The following is a 13246-nucleotide window of genomic DNA, read 5'->3' as shown; positions in this document are numbered from 1 at the left end:
ATTACATTTCATCGGTGATTTCACCGCAGGTCAACATAGCCTCTCCGAAATAGGGGTTTGTGATCTCTTTGGTCGTACTCAACCAATAGGCACCTTTGTTGTTATCGGCCATCGGGCAAAACTGTTCGTATATCTTTTGATCCACCCCAAAAAGCTTGATACCATTGGATAAATGGGCGGACAGCTGTTTAAAATGGTTGCGTTGCACCTTGACATCCGATATCTTTGAAATGGAATTCGCCGAACTGGAGATTTCCTTCGATATCGTCATCCAATGGCCGTGCGCCTTCTTGTCCGTCAATTGTTTCATATCCACATGTTCCAAGGCCGACAACACTTTTTTTGCAGCGGCATTTGCCTTGGTACCATTATCATTGACAAGGGCATCCTTTAACTCCAAGTAGGCGCTCAACACCTGTTTTAATTGGTTTTTAAAAGTCGCTGTCGCCGTCATTCGCTGGTTCATATCAGAATGGTCTGTTTTGTTTTCCAAGCCGGGATCCCCCATATCCATTTCCGAATGATCGCTACCGCCTGTACCCTTGTCATCCCCCATCTTCATGCCTCCGTGGTTATGTCCCGTCATGGCGGGCCCACCTTCAGGATTCATCATGCTCGGTTTCCCGGCCAATTGGGCCGCCGCGTCGATACTAAAGGTCCCGTTTACCGCGATCTCATCCCCTTCTTGCAGCCCCTCCTTGACAATGAAACCATTTCCCAACGATGGTCCCAAGGTGACATCGCGCAACACAAAATTCACCCCATTGGATGTGGTATTCTTGATGTATACCACAGAACGTTCCCCGGTCCACATCACTGCCGACTTAGGAATGGTTATCGCTTCTGATGCAATGGGCTGTTTTGCTTTTACGGTTCCGGAAGCGAACATTTCCGGCTTTAACCTTAAACCGGTGTTCCCGATCTCGATTCTGGCCTTGGCAACCCTTGTCATGGGATTGATCACCGGGTCGATATAGGAAATCCTGCCTTTGAAATTTTCGCCCGGGAGGGAGGGTATGGTAAAGACCACTTCGTCGCCTTTCCTTACCCAGGGCATGTCGGACTCATAAATATCGAACAATACCCAAACGCTGTTCAGGTTGGCAATTTGATATAATGCCTTGCCCTTGTTGACATAGTCGCCAAGGTTTACCATTTTTTCGGTAACGTAGCCTGAAACATCGGCATGTATCGGCAATTCCTCCTTAACGGTCCCGGATTGAAGTATCTGTGCGATTTGGTTGTCGGAAAGCTTCCAGTTTTTTAATTTTTCCTTGGCGGCATTAAAAAACTGCGGTTGGGTGTCCGCTACCTTTCTTGCTTCAAAAAGTTCCTCTTGGGCAGTGACCAGGTCAGGGGAATAAATATAGGCGATGATCTGCCCCTGTTTGATGTACTCCCCTGTAAAATTGACCATTAGCCGTTCCACCCTCCCGGGAATATGGGAAGATTGGGAATAGATCGATCGTTCATCCGCTTCCACCTTGCCATTAAGATCGATCAATTTGACCGGGGCGGTCTTGCCCACGATTTCCGTAGTGACATTGGCAAGCTGCATGGCGGTTTTCGACATGCTAACGGCCATGGGGTCCAGTTCCGAACCGTTGTCATTTTCCAAAGGGATCAAGTCCATCCCACAAATGGGACAATCTCCCGGTTCCGTCTGTCTGATCTGGGGATGCATGGAGCAGGTCCAAATGGTTTCTCCCGATACTACCGAAGTATGTTGGTGTTCCTCCGTGTCATTGCCCTTCGAGCCCCCGAACAATAGCCATCCCAGCAAAAGTCCAAGAACCAAGGTGGACAAGGCTATTTTTACTATTTTTTGTGTTTCTGATTTCATCTGATTATTTTTTTGCCGTGATATAGTTAAACTTGGCCAACGCTATTTCATATTGCGTCAATGCGCTTATTTTCAATTTAGTATACTTCAACAATTGTTGCTGCATTCGTAACACCTCCTCGAAGTCCTTCCCGGAATTCCCATAGGCTGTGAACAACAGATTGAGTGCTTGTTCCGATTCCATGATCTGTTCATCAAAGAGGGAAATCAAATCCGTCTGCTGCCTTATGTCAAAAACGGCCATTTCATAATTGGTCTTCAATGTATTGGTGACTTCCTTTTTTTGCAGTGCATAACTTTCCTGCATCAATTGGGCCTCCTTTTCGGCTGCCCTGTACTTACCCCTGAATAGGGGCAGGCTCAAGGTAACCATGGGCATCAATACATCCTTGCCATTATCGGGAACCACCATGTCGGTACGCTTATCAACCATTACATAGTCCAGTCCGACCCCCACTTTTGGCAGGCCTTGTTTAAGGGCTGCCCTTTCGGATGCCGCTGCAGCCTTGACCTTTAATTCCAGGGAATTCAAGAGCGGATGGTCCACTACCAAGGAATCTTTGACATAATCAATGGGCAGTACATTGACCCCAAAGGTCTCAGGGATGTTTATTTGTTCATCTTCCTTACGGTCCAATAGTTTATTGAAGGACGCCAAAAGGGGGATTTCCTTATGTTTAAGGATACCCAGATTCGTCCGGGCTTCCTTTAAAAGCACGTCCACCCTTAAGACATCGACCAATGATCCCAAGCCATTTTTGAATTTCGTATTGGAAACCGTCCTGTAGGATTCCAGAATGGCAATGTTGTCCTCTTCGATCCGTACCCACTCCTTAAGTTCGTACAATGGAAAATAAGCTGCTGAAACCTCGTAATAAAGTTTGTTCCTGGCATCCAAAAAAGACTGGTACTTGGCCTCTGCCATAAGTGCAGCGGCATCACCTTGGGCCTTTAAGGTTCCAAACCAAGGAAACATCTGAGTCAGTGAAAACCTTGCCTTTTGGGGCCCTACCCGGGTTTCGACCGGGGAGATGAAGTACCCAAAGGACAGGTTTGGATCTGGTAAAGCCTTTACCTGCGGTACCTTTTGTAACGCCGCCTCAAAATCTTTGTACTGTGAAAGAAGCCCCGGGTTGTTCCCAGCAGCAATCTCAAAGTAGTCTTCCAAGGTCTGGCCATTGGATAGGATACTTGTCAAGATAAATATAATGGTCACTACCTTTTTCATTTTACTGTATTTTTTTCAATGCTTTGTTGCGATTTTTAATGACTGTTTCCCTCCAATAGGCTTGGAGTACCGGGACCACGAACATGGTCATGATCTGTATGGTCATTCCCCCAAAAGTCGGGATGGCCATGGGAATCATAATGTCGGCCCCTTTTCCGGTCGAGGTGAGTATTGGTAAAAGGGCGATAATGGCCACCGCTGCCGTCATCATGGCGGGACGCACCCTTTTTTTCCCGGCCTCCAAAACTGCCGCTCTCACATCCGGTACGGTTTGAGGGTTCTTTTCCTCGAAAACCTGGTGGATGTACGTACCCATGATGACACCATCATCGGTGGCAATACCGAAAAGCGCGATAAATCCTACCCAAACCGCAACGCTTAAGTTGATCGTGTGCATTTGGAACAGATCGCGCATGTTGACCCCTGCAATGGCAAAATTCATGAACCAATCCTGACCATAGAGCCAGAGCATTATGAAACCTCCCGCAAAAGCAACAAAAACTCCGGAAAAATGGATGGAGGATGCGATGACCGTCTTGAACTGAAAAAACAGGAGCAAGAAAATCACGATCAAACTGATCGGTATGACAATGGACAGTCTTTTCACTGCCCTGATTTGGTTTTCATAACTCCCTGAAAACTTATAGCTTATTCCTGCGGGGACCGTTAATTCCCCTGCATCGATTTTTTTCTGGATGGCTTCTTGGGCATCGTTCACCACATCGACTTCCGCAAAACCGTCCCGTTTATCAAAAAGCACATAGCCCACCAAAAAGGTGTTTTCGCTCTTGATGGCCTGAGGCCCGCGGACATATTCAAAATCCACCACTTGGGATAAGGGAATTTGCGCCCCTACCGGTGTGGGAATCAAAATTTTCTTCAACGATTCCGGGTCGTCCCTCAATTCCCTCGGGTAGCGCACCCGCACGGGAAAACGTTCCCTACCCTCAACGGTGGAGGTGATTTTCATCCCACCGATCGCTGTTTCGATGCTTTGCTGCACATCTTCAATGTTCAAACCATATCGGGATATCCCGTCCCTGTTGATATTGAGGTGCAAATAAGGTTTGCCGACTATTCTATCGGCGAATGCGGCTTCTGCCTTGACTGAGGGCACTTCCTTCAAGATACCTTCCAATTGCATCCCAAAATCCTCGATGGTCTTCAGATCGGGTCCAAAAACCTTGATCCCCATGGGAGCGCGCATTCCGGTCTGCAGCATCACCAACCGGGTTTCAATGGGCTGTAATTTGGGAGCAGAGGTTATGCCCGGTATTTTGGTGACCTTTACGATCTCATCCCAGATATCGTTGGGGGATTTGATATGGGGCCTCCAGTTTCGGAAAAACTCACCGTCCTCATCCACGATCAGGTCCTTCTCGGCAATCCCTCGCTGCAAGGCCTCCTCATTGGTCAAAGTGTCTTTATGCTGGGTAATGAACCTATCTTTTCGATCTACTTTATAACGGACCCTATGTCCGTCTTCATTCACAATGAATTCAGGTTTATAGTTGATGATGTTCTCATACATGGAAATGGGTGCAGGGTCCAGTGCGGATTCAACGCGACCGAGTTTACCGACAACCAAGTCCACTTCGGGTATGCTTCCCAAGAGCATATCCAACTGTCCAACCACCCTTTTGTTGTATTCCACCCCTGAATGCGGCATGGATGTCGGCATCAACAGGAACGAACCTTCATTGAGTGATGGCATGAACTCGGATCCTATTCCCGGGAATCTCTTGGAAGCTGCCTGCCATCCCGAGGTCTGTCTGACACTTTTCCAACCTACCGATTCAAAGCCTTTGGCCACGATTCCAAAGGTGCTATCGAACCCCAGCCAAACCAATACCCCAAAAAACAGGGTCACGAATGGGATGAGCATGAACTTTCCCTTGTTTTCCAGACACCACTTTAGGACCGGTGTATAGAAATGTACGATTCCCATCAAAGCGGCCAGGATAATGCCCACTAGAAACAACACAAAAAAGTAGTTGACCACAATACCGTTTTGGGGTCCCAAGGGCATCCATTCCTCGGTCAAGAAGAACGAGGCGATAAAAACGGTCAATCCCAAATTGATATAGTTGGGAAACGATTTATAGTGCTCCGGCCATTTGGGTTCCATCAAATTGTTCAACCCAATGAGTGAAATGACCAATGGCAACCACATCTGGGCATAGAATGCAAAGATAAGCCCGGTGGATATCAATAGAATGGACCAAAATCGTCGCACCCGTTTCTTGTCATAATCCACCCCCAGTACAAAATGGGCCAAGGCAGGCAGTACAACGATTCCCAGTACAAAGGCGCTCAACAGGGCGAAGGTCTTGGTAAAGGCCAGGGGTCTAAACAACTTCCCTTCTGCCGATTGCATGGCAAAGACAGGCACAAAGCTCACGACAGTGGTCGCCAATGCCGTGGTAATTGCCGAGGCCACTTCCACGGTGGCCCTATATATTACCTGAATGAGTTCCTTGCCCTTGGCACCATGGTTCTCGGGCATTTCCAAATGTCGGATAATGTTCTCGACGAACACGATCCCCACGTCCACCATCACCCCTATGGCAATGGCTATTCCGGAAAGCGCGACCACATTGGCATCTACCCCGGCATATTGCATGACAATAAAGGTCATTAGTACCCCGACGGGCAATAGACTGGATATGATCACAGAGGCCCTCAAGTTGAGGACAAGTACCAGTACAACGATGATGCTGATCAGTATTTCGTGCGACAGGGCATTTTCCAAAGTGCCTATGGTCTCGTGGATGAGCTGTGTCCGGTCATAAAATGGGATCACGGTCAATTGGCTTTCCACACCATTGGCCAATGTCTTCTTGGGCAATCCGGGTGCGATTTCCTTGATCTTGTCCTTCACATTATTGATGACCGCCAAGGGATTGGAACCATAACGGGCGACCACTACGCCACCTACCACTTCGGCGCCCCCTTTATCTAGCACGCCCCTTCGTGTGGCCGGTCCCAAGCTGACCACCCCAATATCCTTGATCCGAACCGGGACATTGTCAAATACGGCAACCACGGCCTTTTCTATGTCTTCCGTATTTTTGACATACCCCAAGCCCCTGACCAAATATTCTGCTTGATTGACTTCAATGGTCTTGGCGCCCACATCCCTGTTCGACTTCCGTACGGCCTCCATGACCTTGTATAAGGGGATATTATAGGCCTTTAGGGCATCCGGATTTACATCCACTTGATATTCTTGGACATAACCCCCGATCGAAGCCACTTCGGACACCCCGTCCACGGCATTCAATCCATATTTCACATAAAAATCCTGGGCGGTCCGTATCTCGTGCAGATCCCATCCTCCCGTAGGGTTGCCATCCTTGTCCCTTCCTTCCAAGGTATACCAATATACCTGTCCCAATGCCGTGGCGTCGGGACCCAAAGTCGGGGTAACGCCATCGGGCAACAGACCCGTGGGAAGTGAATTCAATTTTTCCAGGATCCGGGAACGCGACCAATAAAATTCCACATCATCATCAAAAATGATATAGATACTGGAAAATCCAAAGATGGATGAACTACGGATTGTTTTCACTCCTGGAATCCCCAGTAAATAGGTCGTCATTGGATAAGAAATCTGATCCTCGATATCTTGTGGCGAACGTCCGGGCCATTGCGTGAAAACAATTTGCTGGTTTTCCCCAATATCGGGAATGGCATCCACGGGCACCGGGTCTTTGGGCAAAAAGCCCGTATTCCAATTGAAGGGGGAAGTGACAATCCCCCAGGTAACCAACATTATTAAAACGAGAACGGTCACCAGTTTGTTCTCTAAAAAGTATTTTATGATTTTATTGAGCATATCATGAGTTTATTGTGTTGGAAATAGTGAAATTGTTCCAAAGGCAATAAATACCTAGGGCCATGCCAAAAACCATAGCACGGCCAAACGTCATCGATATGCTCTTAAATAAGGAAAGTTTGATCAAGAATCTGAATATCCTTGACCAAAAGGGGCGGAGGGTAATGTACGACAGGAACTATATTTTCCTGTGATCCCTCAAAAAGATTGATGTAACTGTAGGTGAAGGCAATTAGGAACTGATGCTCCCCTATACTTACATTTTCAACTGAAAGTAGAAGATCTTCCTGCCCGAGGACAGAAAGTGTCTCATCTTCACAGCATCCATTTTTTTGCAGATTATGTTCATGCGAATCGGAAGCTTGTTGCACATCCATTCCACAGGATTCCGCTTTACCGAAGAAGGAAAAATCAACAAGATCCTCACCACAATAGTGTTGCCCCACCGCAAAGGAAAATGTGGAGGCCAGCACATTCAGTGCCATGAAACAAGATAATATTTTGAACCAAAATAGTTTCATATGCGATTACAAAACTACAATAATTTTAACAACCCTATTTTATTTAACATATTTTTTATGGCGATTTCATGTAAAATCCTTGCCATTCCACAGCCCTGAACCTAAGCAGGTCCCACAAAATCATCGGTTTGATTTTCAATTACATATAGTATGACAAAACGTTCCCTGGCCAGCAATGACATAACGGCTTTTTCAGGTCGGCCTTATGTCAGAAATGAAGGAAGGACGGGCTATGCTATTTTGTCTTCCATAGGGAATATATGGTATACCAATTTCTTAGGCCGGGCCACAAAGGTTGTCCCATACCACATCCTGTCGGTGGATCGGGCACATTGACCTTTAGCTTCACCTGTTGCCCAAGCAACAGAAATCGAATGGGCATATGAAGTTGTTCCACCCAATCCAAAACATGATGTCCATCATGTTTTTTCAGAAGTAGTTCCCATACTTTTGAAACAGGAACAATCCACATTATCAGAATACAAAAAACTACTAATGTATGAGTGAGTTAAGATCGAATTGATTTCAATATGTTTTATGATCGGTGCACTATTTTTTTTAATTTTAATAGGTGAAGCAAACCATATCGAAAATATTATCCCTGTTTCTAGCCTGTTCCGTGTTGGTCAGTACGACTTCCTTTGCTTCCAACGCCCATTTTTGTTGTAACAAATTGGTCAGTTTTTCCGTGACAGGAAAGGCAAAACCCTGCGACCAAAAGCTTCAAAACCCCAAAAGCCCCTTAAGGAAGTGTTCTTTGGAGCAAAAGAATTGCTGTAGCACGGCTACTTATGCCAATTTCGGCAAGAATGACCTGATGGTTCGATCTTTTGACCTTGATTTCGATACACTCTTAGTTCCATATACCTCCATTTTTTACCATACCGATAGCTTTGGTGGGCTACAGGAAAGCATTGTTCCTTTTAAAGACTATATCCCCCCTTGGGTCGAACGAAACCTCCCTATCCTCCACAGGACTTTATTGATTTGATTTTTTTTTCCACCTTGGGCACTATGCCCTGGTTTGTCCCTTTGTAAGGACATTCGTCCTTTAAATGGCTGGGGCATTTTCAGGACAATACATTCTGATCTGTTGTAAAAACGACGATTTATCAATGGAGATTGTAACAACAAATGGTTATATCACAATAACCCAAAATCGAAACCCTATGAAAAATTATGATACCCTTTCAGAAGCCATATCCGATTTACAGGCAAAGGGCTACACCTATGATTTTAATCTCAAGCCCCATTGTCTGGAATGCGCTTCCCTTAAAATCGAAATTCGACCGGAAGACTTTAAGGTCGACCAGACCCATCGTTTTGAGGGGATGAGCAGCACCGATGACAACAGCGTGCTGTACGCCATAGCCTCCAAAGATGGCATCAGGGGCATCCTGGTGGATGCCTATGGTGTCTATGCCGAAAACATTTCTGAAAAAATGAGAAAAAAATTACGATAACCCTTAAAAAGGACCGATGATGGAAAAGCACCAACACCACGACCATTCACGGATGAACCACGATAAGACCGACCACTCCAAAATGGACCATGGCCCTGGGAGCCATTCGGGGCACAACCCCGCACATGGCCAAATGGGCCACGACCACCACAAAATGATGATCGCCGACTTTCGAAAGCGATTTTGGACAACACTGGCACTCACCATACCCATTTTGTTCCTATCGCCTATGATCCAGGATTTTTTTGGATATGAATTCCTGCTTCCCGGCAACCCTTACTTTCTTTTTGGGCTTTCCACCATTGTATATTTCTATGGGGGATGGCCTTTTTTGAAAGGTTTTTGGTCAGAAATAAAACAGGGTGCACCGGGAATGATGACCTTGATCTCCATGGCCATTTCCGTAGCCTATTTCTATAGCACGGCCACCGTATTCGGACTGAAGGGCCAAGACTTTTTCTGGGAACTGTCCACCCTTATAGCCATCATGCTACTCGGGCATTGGATAGAGATGAAGAGCGTCCTTGGTGCCTCAAAAGCCTTACAGTTGTTGGTCAGCATGATGCCTGCCGAAGCACACCGTGTCAAAGGGGAAACCATAGAGGACATACCGTTGGAAGCGGTATTGAAAGATGACATCATACTGGTCAAGCCGGGGGAAAAGGTCCCAGCCGACGGTACCATCGTCGAAGGCAGCAGTTACCTGAACGAATCCATGCTCACGGGGGAATCGAAACCTGTAAAGAAAGAGAAAAAGGACAAGGTGATCGGCGGTTCCGTCAATGGCAACAGCACCTTAAAAATCAAAGTGGAGCACACGGGCAAGGATAGTTACCTCAACAAAGTGATCACGATGGTGGAAGAGGCCCAAAAGACCAAGTCCAAAATGCAAAACCTTTCCGATAGGGCCGCCAAATGGTTGACCTATATCGCCTTGACCATTGGTTTTGGGACCCTGGCGGTATGGCTGGCCCTGGGTTTCCCCTTTGTTTATGCCCTGGAACGCATGGTGACCGTTATGGTCATTGCCTGTCCCCATGCCCTGGGTCTTGCCATCCCTTTGGTGGTGGCCATTTCCACCGCGGTATCCGCCCAAAACGGCCTATTGATCCGCAACAGGACCGCCTTTGAGGAATCCCGGAAGATATCGGCCTTGTTATTTGATAAAACGGGGACCCTGACCAAAGGTGATTTTGGCGTTACCCGAATCCAATCGGTCGATGACAACTATTCCCAGGATGAAGTCCTTCGCCTGGCAAGTGCCTTGGAACAAAGCTCGGAACACCCCATTGCCGTGGGTATCATCAAAAAGGCCCAAGAGGAAAAGGTCACCATTCCCAATCCCTTGAACTTTCATGCGATCACTGGAAAAGGGGTCGAGGCAACCGTGGAGGACAAACCGGTAAAAGTGGTCAGTCCCGGTTTTTTAAGGGACAACAACATTCCCATTCCCAAAGACGCCTATAGCGATGCCGCCGAAACCGTGGTATTTGTGTTGATCGAGGAAAAACTGGCCGGATACATTGCACTGGCCGATGAGATACGATCGGAATCCCAAGAGGCCATCCAGGTATTCAAGAAGAACGACATCAAGGTATTGATGGCCACTGGGGACAATGAAAAAACGGCCAGGGCCGTTAGCGAAAAACTCGGTTTGGATGGCTATTATGCCGAAGTGTTGCCCCACGAAAAAGTGGAAATAGTGGAAGAACTCCAACGTAAGGGCGAGTTCGTGGCCATGACCGGGGACGGTGTAAACGATGCCCCGGCCCTTGCAAAGGCCAATGTGGGCATTGCCGTTGGTTCCGGTACGGACGTTGCGGCGGAAACCGCCGACATCATCTTGGTCAACAGTAACCCCAAGGATATAGCCAATCTCATCCTGTTCGGCAAGGCCACCTACAACAAAATGATCCAGAACCTGATTTGGGCAACGGCCTATAATGTGGTGGCCATTCCGTTGGCCGCCGGTGTACTGTATTCCTCAGGGTTTGTCATGGGCCCTGCCGTCGGTGCGGTGTTCATGAGCCTGAGCACCATCATTGTGGCCATCAATGCGCAGCTGTTAAGACGTAAGATAGGAAGGTAATCGAAGGATGATAGGCAATTAGAGCAATTTAGTACATATTAGGGCATCCCCATTTTCAGTGTTTCCGAAAGCCTGTTAGGCCACTTCAAGGAAAAGGTGGGGCTCTTGCATACCCGCACTCGAATCATCACTCGACTGATGGATTATGTCTAAAAACTTCATTCTTAAGAAATAAATCCAATAACTTTAAACTTTACCTTTAATCAACAAATCATCACAATTTAAAATGATCAAAACGCTTTTTACAGAATTCAGGACATTGACGTTGATTGTAATTATCATACTTCTCACGATTACAATTGCTTTGGCCTTTAACTGGTTCCTAAACCGTTTTATCAAAAAATCCTTGCTGAACCATCACAAGGATTTGACCGGGTTTCTCTTCATCAAACATATTTCTACTGCACTGATCTATGTGGTGGGCATTGCATGTGCCTTGGTACAGATTCCTGAATTCAAAATTGTCGGTCATTCCCTTTTGGCAGGTGCCGGTGTTGTTTCCCTGATTGCCGGTCTGGCATCCCAACAAGCGCTTAGCAATATCATGAGCGGCATCTTGATTGTCATCTTTAAACCTTTTCGTGTGAATGACAAGATTACCATCCGTGAAAGTTTTACTGGAATTGTTGAAGACATAAATTTACGCCAAGTCGTGATTCGTGACTTTGAGAACAATAGGATCATTGTCCCAAATTCAGTGATAAGTTCCGATTTGATCATCAACGCCCATTTGGGGGATACCAAGTGTTGCAAAATGGTTGACATTGGCATAGGCTATTCCTCGAATGTGGAACAAGCCTTGGATATCATGAAGGAAGAAGTAGCGAAACACCCACTGCATATCGATCCCAGAAACAAGGAGGATTTGGAGAACAAAGTTCCTCCTGTGATTGCCAGGGTAACGGCCCTTAACGATTCATCCGTAAACCTACGGGTATGGGCCTGGGCGGCCAACTCAGCGGATGCCTTTGTCCTTCAATGCGACCTTTTACAGAATATCAAGAAAAGGTTTGATGATGCAGGTATCGAAATCCCATTCCCCCAACGCACCGTTACATTCCCCAATACCATGGACAAAAATGAAATCTAATGGAAATCAAGAACACCAACCACGTCTATAAAAACAATTTAAAACCATCGGAACGTTTCGCCATATGGATCACGGATCGGATCGGAACCATCGGTTTTTTTATTCTGATTCTGATATGGACCGTAACTTGGCTAGGATGGAACATGTTCGCGCCCGTCCATTTACGTTTCGACCCCTACCCCGCATTTGTACTTTGGTTGTTCATTTCCAACATGATCCAGATATTTCTGATGCCCTTGTTGATGGTGGGGCAAAACCTTCAGGCCAAAAGAGCGGAGATCAGGGCTGAAAACGACTACAACGTCAACATCAAGGCCGAAAAGGAAATTGCGCTTTTGATGCAGGAGATCAAGGAATTGAAAAAAATGCTTTCGGAAAAATCATCAAAGTAAACCCTACCTGTTTTCTTCAAGGATTTCCATAAGCTTTGGTATTTTCTTCAAGGTGGACTCGTAACCGATTTCAAAAAGTGTTTTGGATTCCTTGATGTCAAACATATTGAACCGATAGCTGTCCTCAATTTCCAAGGCCAAATCGCATTGCTTGAGACGCGGATAGACCGTGTTCCAAATGGCCAATTGAAAACAACGTGAGCCAACATTCCGTCTTCCCTGGATATCATATCGTTCCTCATGGGGACAGACACTGGAACCGATAACAGTATCGCAGCTGGCCACTAGGGGCTCAATGGGCAAATTATTCAACAAACCTCCATCGACATAGGTATATCCATTGTGAACAATAGGTTTGAACAGTAATGGTAAGGCGCATGATGCCAACAAGGGAACGATGAAACTACCCTCTGAGGCTATTTCAAACTTCCCTGAATTGATATTGGACATACAGACATGAAGTCTATTCCTAGGATTCTCGTGCCCAGGTATATGAATATGGGCTTCAAGAAATCTCTTCAAAAAGGTAAGCTCGGTAACTCCCTTATTGAAGATTCCCAATTTAAAGATCTTTAAAAACTCATTTTCGTGTGAAAGGTCAAGAATCTCCAACGGGGTATATCCAAAACAGTACAATGCCGCGATGATACTTCCCGCACTGGATCCGGAAACATCCTCTGGAAATATTCCGTGCTCGTTAAGGGCCTGAAGGACCCCTATATGGGCTGCTGCCCTGGCACCACCTCCGGACAAAGCAATTCCAATCAATCGCATTTTTTATT

10 protein-coding genes are annotated in these 13246 nt (G+C 46.4%); 5 read left to right on the top strand and 5 right to left on the bottom strand.

Annotated elements, in window-relative coordinates; all coding sequences use genetic code 11:
* Position 1 precedes the first annotated feature (1 nt).
* The 4 genes from D2U88_RS13510 to D2U88_RS13495 form a co-directional block, all read right to left on the bottom strand.
* On the bottom strand, positions 2–1843 hold the full coding sequence (locus D2U88_RS13510; protein WP_119641092.1) for an efflux RND transporter periplasmic adaptor subunit: 1842 nt from the start codon (positions 1841–1843) through the stop codon (positions 2–4).
* 4 nt (positions 1844–1847) lie between these two features.
* Positions 1848–3071 carry a TolC family protein gene (locus D2U88_RS13505; protein ID WP_067035954.1) on the bottom strand — a complete coding sequence of 408 codons (1224 nt, stop codon included), beginning with the start codon at positions 3069–3071 and terminating at the stop codon, positions 1848–1850.
* A gap of 1 nt (position 3072) precedes the next feature.
* Positions 3073–6909, bottom strand: a complete 3837-nt coding sequence (locus D2U88_RS13500) for an efflux RND transporter permease subunit (protein ID WP_067035957.1) — start codon at positions 6907–6909, stop codon at positions 3073–3075.
* A 104-nt stretch (positions 6910–7013) separates the two neighbouring features.
* Positions 7014–7430 (bottom strand): HYC_CC_PP family protein, encoded by a 417-nt coding sequence (locus tag D2U88_RS13495; protein WP_067035961.1) that lies wholly within the window; start codon positions 7428–7430, stop codon positions 7014–7016.
* Between the two features lie 571 nt (positions 7431–8001).
* Here D2U88_RS13495 and D2U88_RS13485 point away from each other — a divergent pair.
* The 5 genes from D2U88_RS13485 to D2U88_RS13465 all read left to right on the top strand — a co-directional run bounded on the left by D2U88_RS13485 (position 8002) and on the right by D2U88_RS13465 (position 12464).
* Positions 8002–8421: an HYC_CC_PP family protein gene (locus D2U88_RS13485; RefSeq protein ID WP_067029091.1), complete on the top strand. Its 420-nt coding sequence runs from the start codon at positions 8002–8004 to the stop codon at positions 8419–8421.
* A gap of 178 nt (positions 8422–8599) precedes the next feature.
* Complete coding sequence (locus D2U88_RS13480) at positions 8600–8893, top strand: phosphoribosylpyrophosphate synthetase (RefSeq protein ID WP_072882333.1); 294 nt, start codon at positions 8600–8602, stop codon at positions 8891–8893.
* Between the two features lie 19 nt (positions 8894–8912).
* On the top strand, positions 8913–10982 hold the full coding sequence (locus D2U88_RS13475; RefSeq protein WP_119641814.1) for a copper-translocating P-type ATPase: 2070 nt from the start codon (positions 8913–8915) through the stop codon (positions 10980–10982).
* A 226-nt stretch (positions 10983–11208) separates the two neighbouring features.
* Entirely contained in the window at positions 11209–12072 is an 864-nt protein-coding gene (locus D2U88_RS13470; protein WP_119641090.1) for a mechanosensitive ion channel family protein, read from the top strand.
* A complete protein-coding gene (locus D2U88_RS13465) occupies positions 12072–12464 on the top strand; it encodes a DUF1003 domain-containing protein (RefSeq protein WP_072882331.1) in 393 nt (130 codons plus the stop codon). Before D2U88_RS13470 ends, D2U88_RS13465 begins: the two co-directional genes overlap by 1 nt.
* 3 nt (positions 12465–12467) lie before the next feature.
* On the opposite strand, the gene D2U88_RS13460 is transcribed toward D2U88_RS13465, so the two are convergent.
* Positions 12468–13238 (bottom strand): patatin-like phospholipase family protein, encoded by a 771-nt coding sequence (locus D2U88_RS13460; protein WP_119641089.1) that lies wholly within the window; start codon positions 13236–13238, stop codon positions 12468–12470.
* Between the last annotated feature and the right edge of the window lie 8 nt (positions 13239–13246).

Source organism: Flagellimonas aequoris (genome assembly GCF_003584165.1).
In the GTDB taxonomy this organism is placed as follows: domain Bacteria; phylum Bacteroidota; class Bacteroidia; order Flavobacteriales; family Flavobacteriaceae; genus Flagellimonas; species Flagellimonas aequoris.
The sequence above is the reverse complement of the archived record's forward strand: the minus strand, read 5'-3'. Positions and strand labels throughout refer to the sequence as shown.

Coding starts and splice junctions, on each gene's coding strand:
- D2U88_RS13500 (WP_067035957.1), bottom strand. CDS start 6,909: ATGCTCAATAAAATCATAAAATACTTTTTAGAGAACAAACTGGTGACC.
- D2U88_RS13480 (WP_072882333.1), top strand. CDS start 8,600: ATGAAAAATTATGATACCCTTTCAGAAGCCATATCCGATTTACAGGCA.
- D2U88_RS13475 (WP_119641814.1), top strand. CDS start 8,913: ATGGAAAAGCACCAACACCACGACCATTCACGGATGAACCACGATAAG.
- D2U88_RS13465 (WP_072882331.1), top strand. CDS start 12,072: ATGGAAATCAAGAACACCAACCACGTCTATAAAAACAATTTAAAACCA.
- D2U88_RS13505 (WP_067035954.1), bottom strand. CDS start 3,071: ATGAAAAAGGTAGTGACCATTATATTTATCTTGACAAGTATCCTATCC.
- D2U88_RS13495 (WP_067035961.1), bottom strand. CDS start 7,430: ATGAAACTATTTTGGTTCAAAATATTATCTTGTTTCATGGCACTGAAT.
- D2U88_RS13470 (WP_119641090.1), top strand. CDS start 11,209: ATGATCAAAACGCTTTTTACAGAATTCAGGACATTGACGTTGATTGTA.
- D2U88_RS13460 (WP_119641089.1), bottom strand. CDS start 13,238: ATGCGATTGATTGGAATTGCTTTGTCCGGAGGTGGTGCCAGGGCAGCA.
- D2U88_RS13510 (WP_119641092.1), bottom strand. CDS start 1,843: ATGAAATCAGAAACACAAAAAATAGTAAAAATAGCCTTGTCCACCTTG.